The 24,869-nt window shown below is 56.1% G+C and carries 15 protein-coding genes and 3 rRNA genes; 11 read left to right on the forward strand and 7 right to left on the reverse strand.

The features are described 5' to 3' along the window. The first annotated feature begins 553 nt into the window (after positions 1 to 553). The 7 genes from dnaA to rrf all read left to right on the forward strand — a co-directional run bounded on the left by dnaA (position 554) and on the right by rrf (position 12,318). Positions 554 to 2,074 (forward strand): chromosomal replication initiator protein DnaA, encoded by a 1,521-nt coding sequence (gene dnaA / locus A7J50_RS00005; protein WP_064449985.1) that lies wholly within the window; start codon positions 554 to 556, stop codon positions 2,072 to 2,074. Positions 2,075 to 2,112: 38 nt separating this feature from the next. After that, positions 2,113 to 3,216, forward strand: a complete 1,104-nt coding sequence (dnaN, locus tag A7J50_RS00010; protein ID WP_053258802.1) for a DNA polymerase III subunit beta — start codon at positions 2,113 to 2,115, stop codon at positions 3,214 to 3,216. Positions 3,217 to 3,236: 20 nt separating this feature from the next. Further along, positions 3,237 to 4,340, forward strand: a complete 1,104-nt coding sequence (gene recF, locus A7J50_RS00015; RefSeq protein ID WP_064449986.1) for a DNA replication/repair protein RecF — start codon at positions 3,237 to 3,239, stop codon at positions 4,338 to 4,340. A 4-nt stretch (positions 4,341 to 4,344) separates the two neighbouring features. Further along, positions 4,345 to 6,762 (forward strand): DNA topoisomerase (ATP-hydrolyzing) subunit B, encoded by a 2,418-nt coding sequence (gene gyrB, locus A7J50_RS00020; RefSeq protein WP_064449987.1) that lies wholly within the window; start codon positions 4,345 to 4,347, stop codon positions 6,760 to 6,762. Positions 6,763 to 7,271: 509 nt separating this feature from the next. Further along, a 16S ribosomal RNA gene (locus tag A7J50_RS00025) occupies positions 7,272 to 8,808 on the forward strand. Between the two features lie 334 nt (positions 8,809 to 9,142). Continuing rightward, positions 9,143 to 12,034, forward strand: a 23S ribosomal RNA gene (locus A7J50_RS00030). A 168-nt stretch (positions 12,035 to 12,202) separates the two neighbouring features. Then, a 5S ribosomal RNA gene (gene rrf, locus A7J50_RS00035) occupies positions 12,203 to 12,318 on the forward strand. Together the 16S, 23S and 5S rRNA genes form the textbook arrangement of a ribosomal RNA operon. A 213-nt stretch (positions 12,319 to 12,531) precedes the next feature. Here the strand turns inward: rrf and A7J50_RS00040 are convergent. Further along, positions 12,532 to 13,254, reverse strand: coding sequence for a response regulator transcription factor (locus tag A7J50_RS00040; RefSeq protein WP_064449988.1), 723 nt, complete (start codon positions 13,252 to 13,254; stop codon positions 12,532 to 12,534). Between the two features lie 283 nt (positions 13,255 to 13,537). Here A7J50_RS00040 and A7J50_RS00045 point away from each other — a divergent pair, with 283 nt between their 5' ends. Together A7J50_RS00045 and A7J50_RS00050 are read left to right on the forward strand one after the other, a co-directional pair. Further along, positions 13,538 to 14,482: a FecR domain-containing protein gene (locus A7J50_RS00045; RefSeq protein WP_064449989.1), complete on the forward strand. Its 945-nt coding sequence runs from the start codon at positions 13,538 to 13,540 to the stop codon at positions 14,480 to 14,482. 3 nt (positions 14,483 to 14,485) lie between these two features. Then, positions 14,486 to 16,765 (forward strand): CHASE2 domain-containing protein, encoded by a 2,280-nt coding sequence (locus tag A7J50_RS00050; protein ID WP_064449990.1) that lies wholly within the window; start codon positions 14,486 to 14,488, stop codon positions 16,763 to 16,765. A 182-nt stretch (positions 16,766 to 16,947) separates the two neighbouring features. Here A7J50_RS00050 and A7J50_RS00055 read toward each other — a convergent pair whose 3' ends face one another. The 4 genes from A7J50_RS00055 to glyQ all read right to left on the reverse strand — a co-directional run bounded on the left by A7J50_RS00055 (position 16,948) and on the right by glyQ (position 21,344). After that, positions 16,948 to 17,718 (reverse strand): lysophospholipid acyltransferase family protein, encoded by a 771-nt coding sequence (locus tag A7J50_RS00055; RefSeq protein ID WP_064449991.1) that lies wholly within the window; start codon positions 17,716 to 17,718, stop codon positions 16,948 to 16,950. Between the two features lie 82 nt (positions 17,719 to 17,800). After that, complete coding sequence (gmhB, locus tag A7J50_RS00060; protein WP_208604456.1) at positions 17,801 to 18,340, reverse strand: D-glycero-beta-D-manno-heptose 1,7-bisphosphate 7-phosphatase; 540 nt, start codon at positions 18,338 to 18,340, stop codon at positions 17,801 to 17,803. Continuing rightward, complete coding sequence (gene glyS / locus A7J50_RS00065) at positions 18,340 to 20,394, reverse strand: glycine--tRNA ligase subunit beta (RefSeq protein WP_064449992.1); 2,055 nt, start codon at positions 20,392 to 20,394, stop codon at positions 18,340 to 18,342. Before glyS ends, gmhB begins: the two co-directional genes overlap by 1 nt. Beyond that, positions 20,391 to 21,344 carry a glycine--tRNA ligase subunit alpha gene (gene glyQ, locus A7J50_RS00070; RefSeq protein ID WP_003213601.1) on the reverse strand — a complete coding sequence of 318 codons (954 nt, stop codon included), beginning with the start codon at positions 21,342 to 21,344 and terminating at the stop codon, positions 20,391 to 20,393. Before glyQ ends, glyS begins: the two co-directional genes overlap by 4 nt. An 81-nt stretch (positions 21,345 to 21,425) precedes the next feature. Between glyQ and A7J50_RS00075 the strand changes: the two genes are divergently transcribed. Continuing rightward, entirely contained in the window at positions 21,426 to 21,983 is a 558-nt protein-coding gene (locus tag A7J50_RS00075; RefSeq protein WP_064449993.1) for a DNA-3-methyladenine glycosylase I, read from the forward strand. Positions 21,984 to 22,023: 40 nt separating this feature from the next. Continuing rightward, positions 22,024 to 22,911 carry a lysophospholipid acyltransferase gene (locus A7J50_RS00080; RefSeq protein WP_064449994.1) on the forward strand — a complete coding sequence of 296 codons (888 nt, stop codon included), beginning with the start codon at positions 22,024 to 22,026 and terminating at the stop codon, positions 22,909 to 22,911. Between the two features lie 130 nt (positions 22,912 to 23,041). Here A7J50_RS00080 and A7J50_RS00085 read toward each other — a convergent pair whose 3' ends face one another. Together A7J50_RS00085 and trkA are read right to left on the reverse strand one after the other, a co-directional pair. Continuing rightward, complete coding sequence (locus tag A7J50_RS00085; RefSeq protein WP_064449995.1) at positions 23,042 to 23,353, reverse strand: hypothetical protein; 312 nt, start codon at positions 23,351 to 23,353, stop codon at positions 23,042 to 23,044. Positions 23,354 to 23,487: 134 nt separating this feature from the next. Next, the gene (trkA, locus tag A7J50_RS00090; RefSeq protein WP_064449996.1) at positions 23,488 to 24,861 is read right to left on the reverse strand and encodes a Trk system potassium transporter TrkA; all 1,374 of its coding nucleotides are present in this window, start codon (positions 24,859 to 24,861) and stop codon (positions 23,488 to 23,490) included. Positions 24,862 to 24,869: the final 8 nt, after the last annotated feature.

Below are 24,869 nucleotides of genomic sequence, written 5' to 3' on the forward strand. Positions count from 1 at the left end.
GGAATGGCCCCCGTTTTAAGAGACCGGCGATTCTAGAGAAAGCAAGCCTCTAGGTCAATTTCCAACCAGCTTTTCCTTTAATTAGATTCTTCAGGCCCATCAGCACGTTTCTGTTCGCTCGGCTTTCATGAGCAGTGCCATAGATATAAAAATAAAGAAGGAAGTTATTTAAAGCTTTTCTGTAAAGCTTATAAAAGCTAGGGGAGCGATCTTCTGTGGATAACTGCCTTAAGGCCACATTCCACCTGATGTACAGAGAATGACAACACGGGGGAGAAACGGTGCTCTGCCTGTGCTGCGCTGTCGGATAAGCTGTGTGTGGAATGGGGTTTTATCCACAGGCCAGTTACCCACAGACTTTCGACCCCACTTGTACAACGAGCTTAGGTGCGCTTATCCACAGAGCTTATGCACAGACCATTGGTCGGCTTTTTTACGCTTAACGCATTGATTTTGGGTGCCCTGTGAGCAACCTACGTGTGGATAAGTAGGCGACTGGCCGCTACAATGGCGGCTGTTTTTGCCTCACCGGCTTTCAACTTAGGGGATATCCGTGTCAGTGGAACTTTGGCAGCAGTGCGTGGAGCTTTTGCGCGAAGAGCTGCCTGCCCAGCAATTCAACACCTGGATCCGTCCGCTACAGGTCGAAGCCGAAGGCGACGAGTTGCGTGTCTACGCGCCGAATCGTTTTGTTCTCGACTGGGTCAACGAGAAGTACCTGAGCCGCGTTCTCGAATTGCTCGATGAGCACGGTAATGGCCGCGCGCCTGTGCTTTCCTTATTAATAGGCAGCAAACGTAGCTCTGCACCGCGTGCTGCGCCGAATGCGCCGTTGGCCACGAGTGCCTCTCAGGCTCAGGCAGCAGTGGCACCTGTTAATAACTCATCAGCACCGGTCGCCCAGACGCCTTCAAAATCGGCGTCACAGAAAAACGCACCTATAAATGAAGAGCCGTCCCGCGACAGCTTTGATCCCATGGCCGGTGCCAGCTCTCAGCAAGCTCCGGTCCGCGCGGAACAGCGTACCGTCCAGGTAGAAGGTGCGCTCAAGCACACCAGTTACTTGAACCGTACTTTCACCTTCGAAAACTTCGTCGAAGGTAAATCCAACCAGTTGGCCCGGGCGGCAGCCTGGCAGGTGGCCGATAACCCCAAGCATGGTTACAACCCGCTCTTCCTTTATGGTGGCGTTGGCTTGGGTAAGACGCACTTGATGCATGCTGTGGGTAACCACCTATTAAAGAAGAACCCGAATGCCAAGGTCGTGTACCTGCACTCGGAGCGCTTCGTGGCTGACATGGTCAAGGCTTTGCAGCTCAATGCAATCAACGAGTTCAAGCGTTTCTATCGCTCGGTTGATGCCTTGCTGATCGATGACATTCAATTCTTCGCGCGTAAGGAACGGTCCCAGGAAGAGTTTTTCCACACTTTTAACGCTTTGCTCGAAGGTGGCCAACAGGTCATCTTGACCAGTGACCGTTATCCGAAGGAAATCGAAGGCCTGGAAGAGCGTTTGAAGTCGCGCTTTGGCTGGGGCCTGACCGTTGCGGTAGAGCCGCCGGAGCTGGAAACCCGTGTCGCGATCCTGATGAAAAAGGCCGACCAGGCGAAAGTCGATCTGCCCCACGATGCCGCTTTCTTCATCGCTCAACGCATTCGCTCCAACGTGCGTGAGTTGGAAGGCGCGCTCAAGCGGGTCATTGCTCACTCGCACTTCATGGGTCGCGACATCACCATCGAGTTGATTCGTGAATCCCTGAAAGACCTGCTGGCACTGCAAGACAAGCTGGTGAGTGTGGATAACATCCAGCGCACCGTGGCTGAGTACTACAAGATCAAGATTTCCGACCTGCTCTCCAAGCGCCGCTCGCGCTCGGTGGCACGTCCTCGTCAGGTGGCCATGGCGCTCTCTAAAGAGCTGACTAACCACAGCCTGCCGGAAATCGGTGATGTGTTTGGCGGTCGCGACCACACCACGGTCTTGCACGCGTGCCGCAAGATCAACGAACTTAAGGAATCCGACGCGGATATTCGCGAGGACTACAAGAACCTGCTGCGTACACTGACTACTTGATGACACCAGCGCAGCTTATTAAGGCAAGGGACTAGACCATGCATTTCACCATTCAACGCGAAGCCCTGTTGAAACCCCTGCAACTGGTCGCAGGCGTCGTCGAGCGCCGACAGACCTTGCCGGTGCTCTCCAACGTATTGCTGGTGGTCGAAGGCCAGCAATTGTCCTTGACCGGTACCGACCTGGAAGTCGAACTGGTTGGCCGTGTTCAATTGGAAGAGCCTGCTGAACCGGGCGAAATCACTGTGCCGGCGCGCAAGCTGATGGACATCTGCAAGAGCCTGCCCAACGACGCGCTGATCGACATCAAGGTTGATGAGCAGAAGCTGGTGGTCAAGGCCGGTCGCAGCCGTTTCACCCTGTCGACGTTGCCTGCCAACGACTTCCCAACGGTGGAAGAGGGCCCGGGCTCGCTGACCTGCAGCCTGGAGCAAAGCAAGCTGCGCCGTTTGATCGAGCGCACCAGCTTCGCCATGGCCCAACAGGACGTGCGTTACTACCTCAACGGTATGTTGCTGGAAGTATCGGAAGGCATTATCCGCGCCGTTGCCACCGACGGTCACCGTCTGGCCATGTGCTCGATGAAGGCCGATATCGGTCAGCCGGACCGTCACCAGGTGATCGTGCCGCGTAAAGGTATTCTTGAGCTCGCGCGTTTGCTCACCGAGCCGGATGGCAATGTCAGCATCGTCCTGGGTCAGCACCACATCCGCGCCACCACCGGCGAATTCACCTTCACCTCTAAGCTGGTTGACGGCAAATTCCCGGATTACGAGCGCGTGCTGCCTAAAGGTGGCGACAAGCTGGTGATTGGTGATCGTCAGGCCCTGCGTGAAGCGTTCAGCCGTACTGCAATTCTGTCGAACGAAAAGTACCGTGGTATTCGCCTGCAACTGGCCAACGGTCAGCTGAAAATTCAGGCCAATAACCCGGAGCAGGAAGAGGCTGAAGAAGAAGTGGGTGTCGACTACAACGGCGGCTCGCTGGAAATCGGCTTTAACGTGAGCTACCTGCTGGACGTACTGGGTGTGATGACCACCGAACAGGTTCGCCTGATTCTGTCGGACTCTAACAGCAGCGCCCTGGTGCAGGAATCCGACAACGACGACTCGGCTTACGTTGTTATGCCGATGCGCCTGTAACCATGCTCAGCAGAAGCTAGATGTCCCTTAGTCGCGTCTCGGTCACCGCGGTGCGCAATCTGCACCCGGTGACCTTCTCCCCATCACCCCGCATCAATATCCTCCACGGCGCCAATGGCAGTGGCAAAACCAGTGTGCTGGAGGCCATTCACTTATTGGGCCTGGCACGCTCCTTTCGCAGCGCTCGCTTGTTGCCGGTGATTCAGTACGAGCAATTGGCGTGCACGGTGTTTGGCCAAGTCGAATTGGCCGAAGGAGGGCACAGCAGCCTGGGGATATCTCGTGATCGCCAGGGGGAGTTTCAAATTCGCATCGACGGGCAAAATGCCCGTAGTGCCGCGCAACTCGCCGAAATTCTGCCACTGCAGCTGATCAACCCTGACAGTTTCCGCCTTCTGGAAGGTGCGCCGAAAATCCGCAGGCAGTTCCTCGATTGGGGAGTATTCCATGTGGAACCGCGGTTCATGGCCACTTGGCAGCGCCTGCAGAAGGCCCTGCGGCAGCGGAACTCATGGCTGCGGCATGGTACACTTGACGCCGCTTCGCAAGCGGCCTGGGACCGGGAACTGTGCCTGGCCAGCGACGAAATAGATGAATACCGCCGCGCCTATATCAAAGCCTTGAAACCAGTCTTTGAGCAGACCTTGAGTGAGTTGTTGGATCTCGAAGGGCTGACGCTGAGCTACTACCGTGGTTGGGATAAAGAACGTGAACTGAGCGCAGTGCTCGCCACGTCCTTGCAACGGGATCAGCAGATTGGCCATACCCAGGCGGGGCCCCAACGGGCTGATTTGCGCCTTAGACTAGGCGCACATAATGCCGCGGATATCTTGTCCCGTGGTCAGCAGAAGTTGGTGGTGTGTGCGCTGCGGATTGCCCAAGGGCATTTGGTTAGCCAAGCCCGGCGCGGCCAGTGTATTTATCTGGTGGATGATTTGCCGTCTGAACTAGACGAACAACACCGCCGCGCGTTATGCCGCTTGTTGGAAGACTTACGCTGCCAGGTGTTTATTACCTGTGTAGACCACGAATTATTGAGGGAAGGCTGGCAGACGGAAACGCCAGTCGCTTTGTTCCACGTGGAACAGGGCCGTATCACCCAGACCCACGACCATCGGGAGTGAAGGCATGAGCGAAGAAAACACGTACGACTCGACCAGCATTAAAGTGCTGAAAGGTTTGGATGCCGTACGCAAACGTCCCGGTATGTACATCGGCGACACCGATGATGGTAGCGGTCTGCACCACATGGTGTTCGAGGTGGTCGACAACTCCATCGACGAAGCTTTGGCCGGTCACTGCGACGACATCAGCATTATCATCCACCCGGATGAGTCCATCACGGTGCGCGACAACGGTCGCGGCATTCCGGTCGATGTACACAAAGAAGAAGGCGTTTCGGCGGCTGAGGTCATCATGACCGTGCTGCACGCCGGCGGTAAGTTCGACGACAACTCTTATAAAGTCTCCGGCGGTTTGCACGGTGTAGGCGTGTCAGTAGTGAACGCTCTGTCTGAGGAGTTGATCCTGACCGTTCGCCGTAGTGGCAAGATTTGGGAACAAACCTACGTGCATGGTGTGCCACAGGAGCCGATGAAAATCGTCGGCGACAGTGAATCTACCGGTACGCAGATCCACTTCAAACCTTCTGACGAAACCTTCAAGAATATCCACTTCAGCTGGGACATCCTGGCCAAGCGTATTCGTGAATTGTCCTTCCTCAACTCCGGTGTGGGTATCGTCCTCAAGGACGAGCGCAGCGGCAAGGAAGAACTGTTCAAGTACGAAGGCGGCCTGCGTGCGTTCGTTGAGTACCTGAACACCAACAAGACTGCGGTCAACCAGGTGTTCCACTTCAACATCCAGCGTGAAGACGGCATCGGCGTGGAAATCGCCCTGCAGTGGAACGACAGCTTCAATGAGAACCTGTTGTGCTTCACCAACAACATTCCACAGCGCGACGGCGGTACTCACTTGGTGGGTTTCCGTTCTGCACTGACGCGTAACCTGAACACCTACATCGAAGCCGAAGGCTTGGCCAAGAAGCACAAAGTCGCCACCACCGGCGACGATGCGCGTGAAGGCCTGACCGCGATTATCTCGGTAAAAGTGCCGGATCCTAAGTTCAGCTCCCAGACCAAAGACAAGCTGGTCTCTTCCGAAGTGAAGACCGCCGTGGAACAGGAGATGGGTAAGTACTTCTCCGACTTCCTGCTGGAAAACCCGAACGAAGCCAAGCTGGTTGTCGGCAAGATGATCGACGCTGCACGTGCTCGCGAAGCGGCGCGTAAAGCCCGTGAGATGACCCGTCGTAAAGGCGCGCTGGACATTGCTGGCTTGCCAGGCAAGCTGGCTGACTGCCAGGAGAAGGACCCCGCCCTCTCCGAGCTATACCTGGTGGAAGGTGACTCTGCTGGCGGTTCCGCCAAGCAGGGTCGTAACCGTCGCACCCAGGCGATCCTGCCGTTGAAAGGTAAGATTCTCAACGTCGAGAAGGCCCGCTTCGACAAGATGATTTCCTCCCAGGAAGTTGGCACCTTGATCACGGCGTTGGGCTGCGGTATTGGCCGTGACGAGTACAATATCGACAAGCTGCGCTACCACAACATCATCATCATGACCGATGCTGACGTCGACGGTTCGCACATCCGTACCTTGCTGCTGACGTTCTTCTTCCGTCAGTTGCCTGAGTTGATCGAGCGTGGCTACATCTATATCGCGCAGCCGCCTTTGTACAAAGTGAAAAAAGGCAAGCAAGAGCAGTACATCAAAGACGACGACGCCATGGAAGAGTACATGACGCAGTCGGCACTGGAAGATGCCAGCCTGCACTTGAACGACGAAGCGCCGGGTATCTCGGGTGAGGCGTTGGAGCGTCTGGTTAACGACTTCCGCATGGTGATGAAGACCCTTAAGCGTCTGTCGCGCCTGTACCCTCAGGAACTGACCGAGCACTTCATCTATCTGCCGGCCGTAAGTCTGGAGCAGTTGGGTGATCATGCAGCGATGCAAGATTGGCTGGCCCAGTACGAAGTACGCCTGCGTACTGTTGAGAAGTCCGGCCTGGTGTACAAAGCCAGTCTGCGTGAAGACCGTGAACGTAATGTGTGGCTGCCAGAGGTCGAGTTGATCTCCCACGGCCTGTCGAATTACGTCACCTTCAACCGCGACTTCTTCGGCAGTAATGACTACAAGACGGTCGTGACCCTCGGCGCGCAGTTGAGCACCCTGCTGGATGATGGTGCTTATATTCAACGTGGCGAGCGTAAGAAAGCGGTCAAGGAGTTCAAGGAAGCCTTGGACTGGCTGATGGCGGAAAGCACCAAGCGTCACACCATTCAGCGATACAAAGGTCTGGGCGAGATGAACCCTGATCAGTTGTGGGAAACCACCATGGATCCAGCTCAGCGTCGCATGCTGCGCGTGACCATCGAAGACGCCATTGGCGCAGACCAGATCTTCAACACCCTGATGGGTGATGCGGTCGAACCTCGCCGTGACTTCATCGAGAGCAATGCCTTGGCGGTGTCCAACCTGGACTTCTGATCAGGTGTAGGTGCACAGAATAGTGGTTCGGCTAATCACCACTGATATGCCGACCATGCGAAGAAGGCCCGCGGACAGCGGGCTTTTTTTTGCGCGCATTATTTGCTGCCAAGGTCTTGGGACGTTTCTAACGACAGCAGGCTTTTTAGCATGGAAAAATAATTTTTAGATGGGGGGTTGACCACGTATTCTAATACTGTATTATTCGCCTCCCGCTGACGAGCAACTTGAACAAAGTTGCTACTTAAGTATTTGATTTTATTGAAAGATCATAAAATTTTAAGTGTGTTAGCTGGTGAGGTGCTGTAGAATGCGCACCTCGGTTGAGACGAAAGATCTTAACCAGCCGCTCTTTAACAACTGAATCAAGCAATTCGTGTGGGTGCTTGTGGAGTCAGACTGATAGTCAACAAGATTATCAGCATCACAAGTTACTCCGCGAGAAATCAAAGATGTAACCAACGATTGCTGAGCCAAGTTTAGGGTTTCTTAAAAACCCAAAGATGTTTGAACTGAAGAGTTTGATCATGGCTCAGATTGAACGCTGGCGGCAGGCCTAACACATGCAAGTCGAGCGGTAGAGAGAAGCTTGCTTCTCTTGAGAGCGGCGGACGGGTGAGTAATGCCTAGGAATCTGCCTGGTAGTGGGGGATAACGTTCGGAAACGGACGCTAATACCGCATACGTCCTACGGGAGAAAGCAGGGGACCTTCGGGCCTTGCGCTATCAGATGAGCCTAGGTCGGATTAGCTAGTTGGTGAGGTAATGGCTCACCAAGGCGACGATCCGTAACTGGTCTGAGAGGATGATCAGTCACACTGGAACTGAGACACGGTCCAGACTCCTACGGGAGGCAGCAGTGGGGAATATTGGACAATGGGCGAAAGCCTGATCCAGCCATGCCGCGTGTGTGAAGAAGGTCTTCGGATTGTAAAGCACTTTAAGTTGGGAGGAAGGGCATTAACCTAATACGTTGGTGTTTTGACGTTACCGACAGAATAAGCACCGGCTAACTCTGTGCCAGCAGCCGCGGTAATACAGAGGGTGCAAGCGTTAATCGGAATTACTGGGCGTAAAGCGCGCGTAGGTGGTTTGTTAAGTTGGATGTGAAATCCCCGGGCTCAACCTGGGAACTGCATTCAAAACTGACTGACTAGAGTATGGTAGAGGGTGGTGGAATTTCCTGTGTAGCGGTGAAATGCGTAGATATAGGAAGGAACACCAGTGGCGAAGGCGACCACCTGGACTAATACTGACACTGAGGTGCGAAAGCGTGGGGAGCAAACAGGATTAGATACCCTGGTAGTCCACGCCGTAAACGATGTCAACTAGCCGTTGGGAGCCTTGAGCTCTTAGTGGCGCAGCTAACGCATTAAGTTGACCGCCTGGGGAGTACGGCCGCAAGGTTAAAACTCAAATGAATTGACGGGGGCCCGCACAAGCGGTGGAGCATGTGGTTTAATTCGAAGCAACGCGAAGAACCTTACCAGGCCTTGACATCCAATGAACTTTCTAGAGATAGATTGGTGCCTTCGGGAACATTGAGACAGGTGCTGCATGGCTGTCGTCAGCTCGTGTCGTGAGATGTTGGGTTAAGTCCCGTAACGAGCGCAACCCTTGTCCTTAGTTACCAGCACGTAATGGTGGGCACTCTAAGGAGACTGCCGGTGACAAACCGGAGGAAGGTGGGGATGACGTCAAGTCATCATGGCCCTTACGGCCTGGGCTACACACGTGCTACAATGGTCGGTACAGAGGGTTGCCAAGCCGCGAGGTGGAGCTAATCCCACAAAACCGATCGTAGTCCGGATCGCAGTCTGCAACTCGACTGCGTGAAGTCGGAATCGCTAGTAATCGCGAATCAGAATGTCGCGGTGAATACGTTCCCGGGCCTTGTACACACCGCCCGTCACACCATGGGAGTGGGTTGCACCAGAAGTAGCTAGTCTAACCTTCGGGAGGACGGTTACCACGGTGTGATTCATGACTGGGGTGAAGTCGTAACAAGGTAGCCGTAGGGGAACCTGCGGCTGGATCACCTCCTTAATCGACGACATCAGCTGCTCCATAAGTTCCCACACGAATTGCTTGATTCATTGAAGAAGACGATAAGTGTGCGCTCTAAATAAAGAGCGTAACTGTATTGTATGAAAGCTTAGAAATGAGCATTCCATTGTTAAGATGGTGAATGTTGATTTCTAGTCTTTGATTAGATCGTTCTTTAAAAATTTGGGTATGTGATAGAAAGATAGACTGAACGTTACTTTCACTGGTAACGGATCAGGCTAAGGTAAAATTTGTGAGTTACTCGTAATTGAGTATTATCGAATTTTCGGCGAATGTTGTCTTCACAGTATAACCAGATTGCTTGGGGTTATATGGTCAAGTGAAGAAGCGCATACGGTGGATGCCTTGGCAGTCAGAGGCGATGAAAGACGTGGTAGCCTGCGAAAAGCTTCGGGGAGTCGGCAAACAGACTTTGATCCGGAGATGTCTGAATGGGGGAACCCAGCCATCATAAGATGGTTACCTTACACTGAATACATAGGTGTATGGAGCGAACCAGGGGAACTGAAACATCTAAGTACCCTGAGGAAAAGAAATCAACCGAGATTCCCTTAGTAGTGGCGAGCGAACGGGGACTAGCCCTTAAGTGGCTTTGAGATTAGCGGAACGCTCTGGAAAGTGCGGCCATAGTGGGTGATAGCCCTGTACGCGAAAATCTCTTAGTCATGAAATCGAGTAGGACGGAGCACGAGAAACTTTGTCTGAATATGGGGGGACCATCCTCCAAGGCTAAATACTACTGACTGACCGATAGTGAACTAGTACCGTGAGGGAAAGGCGAAAAGAACCCCGGAGAGGGGAGTGAAATAGATCCTGAAACCGTATGCGTACAAGCAGTGGGAGCCCACTTTGTTGGGTGACTGCGTACCTTTTGTATAATGGGTCAGCGACTTATTTTCAGTGGCGAGCTTAACCGAATAGGGGAGGCGTAGCGAAAGCGAGTCTTAATAGGGCGTCTAGTCGCTGGGAATAGACCCGAAACCGGGCGATCTATCCATGGGCAGGTTGAAGGTTGGGTAACACTAACTGGAGGACCGAACCGACTACCGTTGAAAAGTTAGCGGATGACCTGTGGATCGGAGTGAAAGGCTAATCAAGCTCGGAGATAGCTGGTTCTCCTCGAAAGCTATTTAGGTAGCGCCTCATGTATCACTGTAGGGGGTAGAGCACTGTTTCGGCTAGGGGGTCATCCCGACTTACCAAACCGATGCAAACTCCGAATACCTACAAGTGCCGAGCATGGGAGACACACGGCGGGTGCTAACGTCCGTCGTGAAAAGGGAAACAACCCAGACCGTCAGCTAAGGTCCCAAAGTTATGGTTAAGTGGGAAACGATGTGGGAAGGCTTAGACAGCTAGGAGGTTGGCTTAGAAGCAGCCACCCTTTAAAGAAAGCGTAATAGCTCACTAGTCGAGTCGGCCTGCGCGGAAGATGTAACGGGGCTCAAACCATACACCGAAGCTACGGGTATCACGTAAGTGATGCGGTAGAGGAGCGTTCTGTAAGCCTGTGAAGGTGAGTTGAGAAGCTTGCTGGAGGTATCAGAAGTGCGAATGCTGACATGAGTAACGACAATGGGTGTGAAAAACACCCACGCCGAAAGACCAAGGTTTCCTGCGCAACGTTAATCGACGCAGGGTTAGTCGGTCCCTAAGGCGAGGCTGAAAAGCGTAGTCGATGGAAAACAGGTTAATATTCCTGTACTTCTGGTTATTGCGATGGAGGGACGGAGAAGGCTAGGCCAGCTTGGCGTTGGTTGTCCAAGTTTAAGGTGGTAGGCTGGAATCTTAGGTAAATCCGGGATTCTAAGGCCGAGAGCTGATGACGAGTCATCTTTTAGATGACGAAGTGGTTGATGCCATGCTTCCAAGAAAAGCTTCTAAGCTTCAGGTAACCAGGAACCGTACCCCAAACCGACACAGGTGGTTGGGTAGAGAATACCAAGGCGCTTGAGAGAACTCGGGTGAAGGAACTAGGCAAAATGGCACCGTAACTTCGGGAGAAGGTGCGCCGGTGAGGGTGAAGGACTTGCTCCGTAAGCTCATGCCGGTCGAAGATACCAGGCCGCTGCGACTGTTTATTAAAAACACAGCACTCTGCAAACACGAAAGTGGACGTATAGGGTGTGACGCCTGCCCGGTGCCGGAAGGTTAATTGATGGGGTTAGCTAACGCGAAGCTCTTGATCGAAGCCCCGGTAAACGGCGGCCGTAACTATAACGGTCCTAAGGTAGCGAAATTCCTTGTCGGGTAAGTTCCGACCTGCACGAATGGCGTAACGATGGCGGCGCTGTCTCCACCCGAGACTCAGTGAAATTGAAATCGCTGTGAAGATGCAGTGTATCCGCGGCTAGACGGAAAGACCCCGTGAACCTTTACTATAGCTTTGCACTGGACTTTGAATTTGCTTGTGTAGGATAGGTGGGAGGCTTTGAAGCGTGGACGCCAGTTCGCGTGGAGCCAACCTTGAAATACCACCCTGGCAACTTTGAGGTTCTAACTCAGGTCCGTTATCCGGATCGAGGACAGTGTATGGTGGGTAGTTTGACTGGGGCGGTCTCCTCCTAAAGAGTAACGGAGGAGTACGAAGGTGCGCTCAGACCGGTCGGAAATCGGTCGTAGAGTATAAAGGCAAAAGCGCGCTTGACTGCGAGACAGACACGTCGAGCAGGTACGAAAGTAGGTCTTAGTGATCCGGTGGTTCTGTATGGAAGGGCCATCGCTCAACGGATAAAAGGTACTCCGGGGATAACAGGCTGATACCGCCCAAGAGTTCATATCGACGGCGGTGTTTGGCACCTCGATGTCGGCTCATCACATCCTGGGGCTGAAGCCGGTCCCAAGGGTATGGCTGTTCGCCATTTAAAGTGGTACGCGAGCTGGGTTTAGAACGTCGTGAGACAGTTCGGTCCCTATCTGCCGTGGACGTTTGAGATTTGAGAGGGGCTGCTCCTAGTACGAGAGGACCGGAGTGGACGAACCTCTGGTGTTCCGGTTGTCACGCCAGTGGCATTGCCGGGTAGCTATGTTCGGAATAGATAACCGCTGAAAGCATCTAAGCGGGAAACTAGCCTCAAGATGAGATCTCACTGGGACCTTGAGTCCCCTGAAGGGCCGTCGAAGACTACGACGTTGATAGGTTGGGTGTGTAAGCGCTGTGAGGCGTTGAGCTAACCAATACTAATTGCCCGTGAGGCTTGACCATATAACACCCAAGCAATTTGCATGCTCCGAGCTGAAAAGCGAAAGAGACCAGATTGCGGTGTGTGAAGACGATAGAACCGAAAGTTCGAATCTCACAAAACACCGAAAGCTGTCACATACCCAATTTGCTGAAGCGAGGCCAGCTGGCCACGACTCAGTACCCGAATTTCTTGACGACCATAGAGCATTGGAACCACCTGATCCCATCCCGAACTCAGCAGTGAAACGATGCATCGCCGATGGTAGTGTGGGGTTTCCCCATGTGAGAGTAGGTCATCGTCAAGATTAAATTCCGAAACCCCTACCTGCGCATACAGGTAGGGGTTTTGTTTGTCCGCGAAAAAATTATCCAGGTTTGCCGGGCTTCCCGAATCGTCTATTTTTGGAACCTGCGCCAGGTGATTCTGCAAAAACAAAAAGGCCAACGCTCAGCGTTGGCCTTTTTTATTGGGTGATGAATAGGCGCTTTTGAAATGCTCCACGTGGAACATCGCTATTTTAGCTTGGGGTCGCAGGCGCAACACTCTCCAATCGGTAGCCGTATCCATAGATCGTCAACAGTTGCCAGCCTCTGTCAGCGGTCAATCCCAGCTTGTTACGCAACCGATAGATATGGGTATCCAGTGGCCTTGAAGACACCATTTCCTCATGGGACCAAAATCGTTCATACAGGTATTCGCGAGAGAGCGGTCGAGCCAGGTTGGCGAACAAGCAACTGGCCAGTCGGTACTCTCGCTCGGTCAAATTGATCGGCTTGCCTGCCCGCGTGACAGTCAACTCGGCGTCATCAAAGGTCAGGTCGTTGAAGCTTTGCAGCTCATTATTGGCTGATTTTTGCAGCCCATGACGACGTAAGACCGCACTAACCCGAGCTTTGAGTTCGTTAGGCCTAAAGGGCTTACTGACGTAATCATCCGCCCCGCTGTTCAACGCCGTGACGATGTCGCTCTCGGCATCCCGGCTGGTGAGCATGATCACGGCGGGCGGTGAATCCATGTGTTCGCGCGTCCAGCGCAGCAGTGCGATACCCGTGATATCGGGCAATTGCCAGTCGAGTATCAAAAGGTCAAAAGTTTCCCGGCGCAATTGCCGCAGCAGGTCTTCACCGCGCTCGAAGCAATGCAGGGACCAGGGTTGTTCTGCGGTGCCGGGGATCTGTCGCAGTGTCTGTTCAACCCGGCGCAATTCAGCGGGTTCGTCGTCCAGTATTGCGACACGCATGGGTGGGTCCTTCTCCAAAAAAATACGGCAGCCGACGGCCTGTTCAGTCACCTACATACAGCGCAGGGTCGGTGGGTGAATCTGAATAATTGTGGCCAGACTCAACGCCTCCTTGGATCTGTCGGTACGCTGATATCAAAGGGCCGTTAATCCGTTTAAAGTCTTCGGTACCTAAGTGGGAAAGATACCGGCTCCCATCCCAGAGGAAAAGGATCAGCCGACACATGCACTGCCGCAGACATGTGCGTCTTGATGCCAGTTGCCTTCTCGAACCACCAACGTGATGAGCTCCATGACCTTTTCTGCCAACCGATTATGCGGTGCCCTGCCCTCGTTATTAATTTTGGTCATAGGGGCTACGCAGGCTTCTACGGTGCACCGCGCTGCCTATATCGACGATCAATTATTGTGTCGTGCGCAACCGTTGCCGGCGGTTGTGCAGCATCTGACGGGGGAAGCCTGGAAGCTCGATGCCGCGGGCAAGGCACAGCCGCTGCAGGAAGGCATGACCATTGATGAGCAAGAAGGTGTGAAGACATCAACGTCGGCGTTTGTCAGCCTACTGTTGGGGGACGGTTCGAGGGTGGTGCTGCCCTCCAGTTCACACGTGCGATTGCACCTGGTGGAGAAACAGTCGATTCCCCAGGTCATTCTCGAGCAAGGCCAAGTCGAGACGTATGTGATCAAGCGGGTCAGTGATTACGACCGTTTCCAGATCGTGACACCCGTGGGTGTTCTGGGCGTGCGCGGTACACACTTTCGCGTGCGCAGCGATGGCGAGCAATCGGTGTTGGAGGTGCTCAACGGACAGGTCGCGGTCAATCGCGAGATAAAAACCTGGCCCGTCGAAAGTGAAGTAAAGGTGGGTGCACGACAAGGTTTGCTCATCAAAACACAGGGTGAGCTCAAGCCCGTGGAGCTTCTCCCTGCGCCTGAGTTAATCGGTCAAGATGGCCAGAAAGGCGAGGCACCGATCTGGAGTTTGTACCTGCGGCCATTACCCGGTGCACAGCGTTATCGCGCCCAGGTCGCTACCGATACGGCCTTCATGAACATCAAGCAGGAAAACTTTTCCAGTGAGCCGAAAATGCGCTTCACTGGGCTCAAAGCATCGTTCTATCACGTACGCCTGTCAGCCTACGACGCGGACGGCCTGGAGGGGGAAACCGGGGTTTATGACATCTTCTATTACCCACCTGCTACCCAGGTTCAGGTGTCCGGTGGCTGACCAATGATGCTTTGGCACAAGGCAGAGAAACGCCAACCCACCCACGCCCAACGTTTATTCCATGGGTTGGTTCGCGAGTGGTTGTGGATAGGGCTGTTGTTGTTGCCTATCACTGCCTACCTATCGTTGAGCCCGGGCCTGGCGCTGAACAATCCGTTGTACGACAGCCTTCGGCGTCTGGCGCCGCTGCCGGTGGATCCACGTATCTTGCTGGTGACCATCGACGACCAAAGCTTGAAAGAGCTGGGGCGATGGCCCTGGCCGCGCAATTTGCATGCTGACCTGATCGATCGCCTAAGTGCCGCGCAACCGTCAGCCATCCTGTTCGATGTGATTTTCAGTGAACCTGGCGTACCCGCCAATGACCAGCGCCTCGCAGCAGCGGTGTGTCATGCCGGCAATGTCGTGTTGCCTTTGCTGCGTGAAGAAGTCGCCAGTTACAGCCAACCGGAAGCGGAATTGTTGCCGCTGCTCAATTGCGCCAGGGGCCTTGGGCATATCAATGTCGAAGCGGACAGCGACGGCGTAGTACGCAGCCTGTTCATGCGCGAAGGGCCACCCGATAACATGGCGCCGCAACTGGCGTGGCTGGCTTACACGGTGAGCGGTCAAGTCTCTGAAATGCCCGGGACGCCTCTGCAGCCGGTTAGTCAGTACTGGCATCGAGAGAATGCCATTCGTATTCCTTTCGTCGCTGCCAATACCCACTTTCCCAGTGTGTCCTACGCCAGCGTATTACGCGGTGAAGTGCCTCCAGAGCGCCTGCGCGGTCGCCTTATCCTGGTGGGCTCCACTGCAACCGGTATGGGCGATCGCTTCGTTACGCCGCTCTCCTCCACCGTCGGCACGACAGCGGGCGTCGAGATCCAGGCCAACGTCCTCAATGGTCTCTTGCTAGGGCGCAGCATTGTCGACCTTCCTGGTGGGGTGTCGGCACTCATGGCGACCGCATTGGTGGCTCTGTTGCTGGGCTTGTTGCTATATCGCCCACGCTACGCGCTGTGGATGACCCTAGGCTGTATGACTACCGCGTTGCTGGGCGCGTGGGTGTTGTTGCGCCTGGACCACTGGTGGTCGCCTGCTGCGTGTTTGATTGGGTTGCTGCTCAGCTACCTGATCTGGAATTGGCGCCGCCTCAGCGTGATCCTTGCCTACTTCGGCTGGGAGCTCGCGCGGTTGGATAACGAACCCAAGGTGCTTCCCGAACGTCGCCGTGCGCCCGCCAGTAAGGGTGATGTGTTGCAAGCGCGGATCTTTGCCCTGGAGCAAGCGGTAAGCCGCACACGCGACACCCGACGGTTTATGGCTGACGGTCTGGAATGCTTGCCGGTGGCAACTCTCATTACAGACCCCAAAGGCAACATCCTGCTGGCTAACCGTATTGCGCGGGAGGTGTTCGGTAATGACCTGGTGAACGAAAATCTGCTCGAGCAACTTGCCGACCTGGGCTATCCACCGCTGCACAATGGCGTACGCCCTGCTCTGTCAGTGTTGGAGCTCGTTGAGTTTCGTGACATCCACCAACGCAGCCTGCGCATGGAGCTTGCGCCCTTGCTGCCGGCTGAAGGCGACCTCGCCCTTGGCTGGCTGCTGAGCCTGACGGACCTGAGCAAGGAACGTGAAGCCCAATTACACCGCGAGACGATGCTGCGCTTTCTTTCCCACGACCTGCGTGCGCCACACTCGGCGATCCTGGCGATGCTGGATGTGCACAACGGCCAATCCCCCATATTTTCCCAGATCGAACAACAGGTGAAGCGCGCGTTGAGCCTCACTGAGTCCTTTGTGCAGTTGGCCAAAGCCGAAGCTGATGGCTACCACTTCCATCCCTCACTGTTCGCCATGCTGGTAATGGATGCTTTTGACCAAGTGGCGGTGATTGCGCAGCTCAAGGGCATTCACTTGGTTCACGACCTGGACGAGGCGGATGAGGGTATGGTCTCAGCCGATCAATCACTGCTGACTCGGGCGCTGTTCAACATGCTGGAGAACGCTATTAAATATTCCCCATCCGGTACTACCGTCACGTTGAGCCATAGCAGTACGCAAGGGTGGTTGGAATGCAGTATCAGCGATCAGGGGCCCGGCATTGCGCCAGAAGACTTGCCCGAACTGTTCAGCCAGTATCGACGCTTCGACTCGGCCCAGGGCAGTGAGGGTCTGGGGTTGGGATTGACCATGGTCAAGGCCGTGTTGGAGCGTCATGGCGGCCGCATCAGGTGTGAAAGCGAGCTGGGTAAAGGCTCAACCTTCAGCCTGCAACTGCCTCTGCTTGACGAGTGAAAAACGTACCTTTCGCCTGTGCATAAAAAACCGGTCACTAGGACCGGTTTTTTAATGCGCAAAAAAACTTATGCACGTTTTTCGAGATTTTATGAGCTTGAGAAATATGTAATTAAATCAGCTTGTTATGAATCAAAAACGCCAATTCGCCAACAAACCGTACACAGGTTATCCACAGATCCTCAAATCTCAGGTGTCTCGACTACAACAGCCTGCGCAGGCAACGAACCCATGGCCCGTTGCTGCGCTTCATTCCATGCTGCCGCGCGGTCGTTCAACGCGGCAATGGCACGCGGCCCTTCACCTTCGGCGTACATCGGTTCGCCGATGACTACGGTGATGGTGCCTGCAGTTTTGGCCCAACCGGACTTCGGCCAGAATTTGCCGGCGTTATGTGCAATCGGCAATACCGGCAGATTGGCATTGACCGCCAACGCGGTGCCGCCTCGCGAAAACTTGCCCACGGTGCCATAAGGCACCCGAGTACCTTCCGGGAATATCAGCACCCAAACGCCATCCTTGAGCAGCTCGTCACCCTTCTTGGCCACGTGCTTGAGCGCAGCCTTCGGGTTGTCACGGTCGATCGCAATCGGACGCAACATGGCCATCGCCCAGCCGAAGAACGGCACGTACAGCAACTCACGCTTGAGCACCTGGCTCAGCGGCGAGAAGTACGCTGAAAGGAAGAACGTTTCCCAGGTGCTCTGGTGGTTCGACAGAATCACGCAGGGTTGGTCCGGGACGTTTTCAGCGCCCTTGATCTCGAAACGGATGTTCAGGAACACCTTGGTCAGCCATAACGCGCAGCGGCACCAAAAGACGTTGATAAAACGATAGCGCGCCTTGAACGGCAGGAATGGCGCGATAAAAAAGCTCAGGGTGCACCAGAGAAACGAACTGGTGCCCAACAGCAGGTAAAAGAAGAAGGTTCTGATGGCCTGCAAAATCGACATGGCGGCATTTACCGTTGCGGGACAGGGCCCGCCTGTTAAAAGCGCACTCCCGAACAATCCTTGGTCAGGAAGTCGAGGGCGGCTAGTTGTTGATAAGTTCTGCGGCAACGGCCGCCAGATCGTCAAAAATCAAGGTGCCTACCGGCAGGTTTTTCGCCTGGGTCTTTTCGCCTTTCCCGGTTTTAACCAAAACTGGCTGAGAGTCGACGGCTTTGGCCGCCTCCAGGTCACCGAGGCTGTCCCCGACGAACCATAGCCCAGCTAATGGCACCTTGTAATGTTCTGCAATGGTTTTCAACATGCCAGGCTTGGGCTTGCGGCAATCGCAGCCCTCATCCGGCCCATGGGGGCAGTACACCACCAGCCCCACGTCACCGCCCTGCTCAGCCACTAACATGCGCAAGCGCGCGTGCATGGCGTCCAGGGTGGCAATGTCGTAGTAACCGCGGGCGATGCCGGACTGGTTGGTGGCGATGGCCACCGTCCAGCCGGCTTTGCTTAACTGCGCAATGGCCTCGATCGAGCCCGGCAGGGGAATCCATTCCGCCACCGACTTGATGTAAGCGTCGGAGTCGTAATTGATGACACCGTCCCGATCGAGAATCAGCAGTTTCAACATGATCAGCCCAGTACGGAAATGTCAGCGATATTGATGAACAAGCCACGCAGACGCGCCAGCATGGCGTAGCGGTTTTTCCGCACGCCCGCATCTTCGGCATTGATCATCACCGCTTCGAAGAACGCATCCACCGGCTCACGCAAGGTGGCCAGGCGCGCCAATGCTTCGGCGTAGTTGCGTTCGGCGAGCAGCGGTTTCACTGCGTTTTCTGCCTTGGCGATGGCCGAGTTCAGCGAGAACTCCTTGGCATCGGCAAACAGGCCTGGGTCGACTTCGGCATTGCCGAGGTTGTCGGCCTTGCTCAACAGGTTCGACACACGCTTGTTCACAGCGGCCAGTGCCCCGGCTTCCGGCAGTTTGCGGAACGCCTGGACGGCTTGTACGCGTTGGTCGAAGTCCAGCGCCGAACCCGGCTGCAGGGCACGTACCGACAGGTAGACGGAAACGTCCACGCCTTCGTCTTCGTAACGCGCACGCAGGCGGTCGAACACGAATTCCAGCACTTGCTCGGCCAGGCCTCCTTGCTTGACCTTGCCACCGAACTGGCCGACAGCGAACACCACGGCCTGGGTCAGGTCGAGGTCAAGCTTCTTGTCGATCAGGATACGCAGCACGCCCAGCGCGGCACGGCGCAGGGCATACGGGTCTTTGCTGCCGGTAGGCAGCATGCCGATACCAAAAATACCCACGAGGGTGTCCAGCTTGTCGGCGATGGCCACGGCCGCACCGGTCAGGGTGGTCGGCAGTTCAGCACCGGCACCGCGTGGCATGTACTGCTCGTTCAGCGCCAGCGCCACATCGTTCGGCTCGCCGTCATTGAGGGCGTAGTAGTAACCGGCAACACCTTGCATTTCCGGGAACTCGCCGACCATCTCGGTGGCCAGGTCGCACTTGGACAGCAACCCTGCACGGGCGGCCCAGGCAGCGTCACCGCCGATGCGCGGCGCAATGTACGCGGCCAGTTTGGAAACACGCACAGCCTTGTCGTAGACGCTGCCGAGTTTTTCCTGGAACACCACGTTTTGCAGGCGCAGGTTGAAATCTTCGAGCTTCTGCTTCTTGTCTTGCTTGAAGAAGAACTCGGCGTCGGTCAGGCGCGGGCGAACGACTTTCTCGTTACCAGCGATGATCTGCTGCGGGTCTTTGCTTTCGATGTTGGCCACGGTGATAAAGCGCGGCAGCAACTTACCGTCAACGTCTAGCAGGCAGAAGTACTTCTGGTTGTCCTGCATGGTGGTGATCAGGGCTTCTTGCGGCACATCGAGGAAACGCTCTTCGAACGAGCACACCAGCGGCACCGGCCATTCAACCAACGCGGTCACTTCGTCGAGCAGGCTTGGCGGCACGATGGCGGTGCCTTCCTGCAAACGCGCCAGTTCTTCGGTGCGCTTGCTGATCAGCTCACGACGCTCATTGGCATCGGCCAATACATAAGCGGCGCGCAGGTCAGCGGCATAGTTGGCGGGCGAGGTGATGCGCACGGCTTCTGGATGGTGGAAGCGGTGACCGCGGGAATCACGGCCAGCCTTCTGAGCCAGGATCGTGCAGTCGATGACTTGGTCACCGAGCAGCATCACCAGCCATTGGGTCGGGCGTACGAATTCTTCCTTGCGAGCACCCCAGCGCATGCGCTTGGGGATCGGCAGGTCGTTCAGCGAGTCTTCAACAATAGTGGGCAACAGGCTGGCGGTCGGCTTGCCGGTGATGACCTGGCTGAACCGCAGTTTCGGGCCACTTTGGTCGATCTCGCTCAGCTCGACGCCGCACTTCTTGGCGAAACCAAGGGCCGCTTGAGTCGGGTTACCTTCAGCGTCAAAAGCCGCCTGACGCGGCGGGCCGTCGAGGTTGATGCTGCGGTCCGGCTGCTGGGTTTCCAGCGCGGTCAGCAACACGGCCAGGCGACGTGGCGCGGCGTAGACTTTCTTTGCCGCGAACTTCAAGCCGGCGGTTTGCAGGCCTTTTTCGATACCGGCCAGGAACGCGTCGGCCAGGGTATTCAGTGCCTTGGGTGGCAGCTCTTCGGTGCCCAGTTCAACCAGGAAATCTTGAGCACTCATTGTGCAGCCTCCAGCTTAGCCAACACTTCATCACGCAGGTCCGGGGTAGCCATCGGGAAGCCCAGCTTGGCGCGAGCCAGCAGGTAGGCTTGGGCGACGGAACGCGCCAGGGTGCGTACACGCAGGATGTATTGCTGGCGCGCGGTTACCGAGATGGCACGACGGGCGTCCAGCAGGTTGAAGGTATGGGACGCCTTCAACACCATTTCATAGCTTGGCAACGGCAGCGGCTGGTCGAGTTCGATCAGGCGCTTGGCTTCGCTTTCATAGAAGTCGAACAGTTCGAACAGCTTCTCGACGTTGGCGTGTTCGAAGTTGTAGGTGGACTGCTCCACCTCGTTCTGGTGGAACACGTCGCCGTAGGTCACTTTGCCGAACGGGCCGTCAGCCCACACCAGGTCGTAGACAGAGTCCACGCCTTGCAGGTACATGGCCAGGCGCTCGAGACCGTAAGTGATCTCGCCGGTCACCGGGTAGCACTCGATGCCGCCGGCTTGCTGGAAGTAAGTGAACTGCGTCACTTCCATGCCGTTGAGCCAGACTTCCCAGCCCAGGCCCCAGGCGCCGAGGGTTGGCGATTCCCAGTTGTCTTCGACGAAACGGATGTCGTGTACCAGCGGGTCCAGGCCGACATGTTTCAGCGAGCCCAGGTACAGCTCCTGGAAGTTGTCCGGGTTCGGCTTCAATACCACCTGGAACTGGTAGTAGTGCTGCAGACGGTTCGGGTTTTCGCCGTAGCGGCCGTCAGTCGGGCGACGACTGGGCTGCACATAAGCGGCGTTCCAGGTTTCCGGGCCGATGGCCCGCAGGAAGGTAGCGGTGTGGAAAGTGCCGGCGCCTACTTCCATATCGTAGGGCTGAAGTACCACACAACCTTGCTCGGCCCAGTATTGCTGGAGGGCGAGGATCAAGTCTTGGAAGGTACGCACGGCTGGCGTAGGCTGGCTCACGAAATTCACCTGTTACTTGGGCTGCGATTTAAAGAGCGGGAGTATACCCGATTCGGCCGCGCCACCATCCCCTGGAGCCTTATGCCACGCTGCTTTTGGTGTTCTGAAGATCCGCTGTACATGGCTTATCACGATCAGGAGTGGGGAACGCCGCTGCGCGATGCGCAGGGTCTGTTCGAGTTGCTTTTGCTCGAAGGGTTCCAGGCGGGCCTTTCCTGGATCACCGTTTTACGCAAACGCGAGCATTATCGGAAGGTCTTGTTCGGTTTTGATGCCCAGCGTTTGGCGCGACTGACCGACGCTGAGATCGAAGCGTTGATGCTCGACCCTGGCATCGTACGCAATCGCCTCAAGCTCAACGCCACCCGCCGCAACGCCGCTGCCTGGCTGGCCCTGGAAGACCCGGTTGGCTTGCTCTGGTCGTTTGTCGGCGGCGTGCCCAAGGTCAATCACTTCAAGGATCGCAGCCAAGTCCCGGCTATTACGCCAGAGGCTGAAGCCATGAGCAAAGCCCTGAAAAAAGCCGGTTTCACGTTCGTCGGGCCGACCATTTGCTACGCGTTCATGCAGGCCTCGGGCATGGTCATGGACCACACTCAAGACTGCGACCGTTACGCGGACTTGGCCAACGCCGGTTAGAATGGCGGCTTTGCGCACCACACACGATCAGGAGTGACCTGTGGAAAAGTTTAAAGGCGCCTTGCTGGTAGGCGCTCTTCGGTTGTTTGCCCTATTGCCCTGGCGCGCGGTTCAAGCGGTCGGCACGGCGATTGGCTGGATCATGTGGAAAACCCCCAACCGTTCCCGCGAGACGGTGCGGATCAACCTGTCCAAATGCTTCCCCGACATGGACCCCGCCGCACGCGAGCGCCTGGTCGGCCAGAGCCTCATGGATATCGGTAAGTCCCTGACTGAAAGCGCCTGCGCCTGGATCTGGCCCGCCCAGCGTTCCATCGACCTGGTGCGTGAAGTCGAAGGCCTGGAGGTGCTGCATGAAGCATTGGCCTCGGGCAAAGGCGTGGTCGGCATCACCAGCCACCTGGGTAACTGGGAAGTGTTGAACCACTTCTATTGCAGCCAGTGCAAACCGATCATCTTCTACCGACCGCCGAAGCTGAAAGCGGTGGACGATTTGTTGCGCAAACAGCGGGTGCAGTTGGGTAACCGAGTAGCCGCGTCGACCAAGGAAGGCATTCTCAGCGTCATCAAGGAAGTGCGCAAAGGTGGTCAGGTGGGCATTCCCGCCGACCCGGAGCCGGCGGAATCGGCAGGCATCTTCGTGCCGTTCTTTGCTACCCAGGCGCTGACCAGCAAGTTCGTGCCTAACATGCTCGCGGGCCACAAAGCCGTGGGCGTGTTCCTGCATGCCCTGCGACTGCCGGACGGCTCGGGTTACAAAGTGATTTTGGAAGCGGCGCCGGAAGATATGTACAGCACCGACACCGCCACGTCCTGCGCGGCGATGAGCAAGGTGGTGGAGCGCTATGTCGGCGCCTACCCGAGCCAGTACATGTGGAGCATGAAGCGCTTCAAGAAACGCCCGCCCGGTGAGGCGCGGTGGTATTGATGCTCATAGATCTATAAATCAATGTAGATCTAATGTGGGAGCTGGCTTGCCTGCGATGGCATCACCTCGATCTGACTGAAAGACCGAGTCGCCCCCATCGCAGGCAAGCCAGCTCCCACAGGGGTTCCGCTTAGGCCTGGCGATCAAGTTTCTTCAGGAACACCGTCATCTCTTTCTCGGCCTGCTTGTCGCCATGCGCCAGGGCCGCTTCGATACCCTTTTCCCACGCCTGCCGTGCTGCCGCATTATCCCCCAGCCCTTGCTGCGCCTTGCCTAACAACTTCCATGCCGCCGAGTACTTCGGGTCAAACTCGACGCATTTTTGCAGATGCTCCGCCGCCTTGGCGTTGTCCTTCACGTCCAGATAACCCTTGCCCAAGCCAAAGCGCAGCAGTGAATTATCCACACCCTTGGCGAGCATTTTTTCCAGGGATTCGAGCATGGCTGTGCATCCTTTGCCAGGTAGGGGTTTCAATAACGCACCGAGGGCAAACCCGCTCCCACAGCAGCTATCCGATTACCTGTGGGAGCGGGCTTGCCCGCGATGACGGCCGCAGGCTCAGCTGAATGTGTTGATCAGAAAAAGCTCAACCCCACGTGGAACAACTTCTCCACATCGCGGATATGTTTTTTATCCACCAGGAACAGAATCACATGGTCACCCGTGGCGATCACCGTATCGTCGTGGGCGATGATCACCTCTTCGTCACGAATGATCGCGCCGATGGTGGTGCCCGGCGGCAGGCCGATATCGCGGATGGCCTTGCCGATGACCTTGCTCGACTTTGAATCACCATGCGCAATCGCCTCAATGGCTTCCGCTGCGCCCCGGCGCAGGGAGTGCACGCTGACGATATCGCCACGGCGCACGTGGGCGAGCAAAGTGCCAATGGTGGCCAACTGAGGGCTGATGGCGATGTCGATATCGCCGCCCTGGATCAGGTCGACATAGGCCGGGTTGTTGATGATGGTCATCACCTTCTTGGCCCCCAGCCGCTTGGCCAAGAGCGAGGACATGATGTTGGCCTCGTCATCGTTGGTCAGGGCCAGGAAGATATCGGCATCGGCGATGTTCTCTTCCATCAATAGGTCGCGGTCTGAGGCGCTGCCTTGCAGTACGACGGTGCTGTCGAGGGTGTCGGACAAATGCCGGCAGCGTGCCGGGTTCATCTCGATGATCTTCACCTGGTAGCGGCTTTCGATCGCCTCCGCCAAACGCTCGCCGATCTGCCCGCCGCCGGCGATGACGATGCGCTTGTAGGTCTCATCCAGGCGGCGCATTTCGCTCATGACCGCGCGAATATTCGCTTTGGCGGCGATGAAAAATACTTCGTCGTCCGCTTCGATCACCGTATCGCCCTGGGGCAGAATCGGCCGATCGCGACGGAAAATCGCCGCTACGCGGGTTTCCACATTCGGCATGTGCTCGCGCAGTTGGCGCAGTTGCTGGCCCACCAGCGGGCCGCCGTAGTAAGCCTTAACCGCCACCAGTTGCGCCTTGCCCTCGGCAAAGTCGATCACCTGCAAAGCACCGGGGATTTCGATCAGGCGCTTGATGTAGTGGGTCACGACTTGCTCGGGGCTGATCAACACGTCCACCGGAATCGCGTCGTTGTCGAAAAGCCCTGCACGAGTCAGGTAAGCCGCCTCACGTACGCGGGCGATTTTGGTTGGGGTGTGGAACAGAGTGTGGGCGACCTGGCAGGCGACCATGTTGGTTTCGTCGCTATTGGTGACGGCCACCAGCATGTCGGCATCGTCGGCACCCGCCTGGCGCAGCACCGTCGGGAATGACGCGCGGCCTTGCACGGTGCGGATGTCCAGGCGGTCACCGAGGTTGCGCAGGCGCTCGGCATCGGTGTCGACCACGGTGATGTCGTTGGCTTCGCTGGCCAAATGTTCAGCCAGCGTGCCGCCGACCTGCCCAGCTCCAAGGATGATGATTTTCATCCGGTCAC

The sequence above is a fragment of the Pseudomonas antarctica genome, assembly GCF_001647715.1.
Taxonomy (GTDB): Bacteria; Pseudomonadota; Gammaproteobacteria; order Pseudomonadales; family Pseudomonadaceae; genus Aquipseudomonas; species Aquipseudomonas antarctica_A.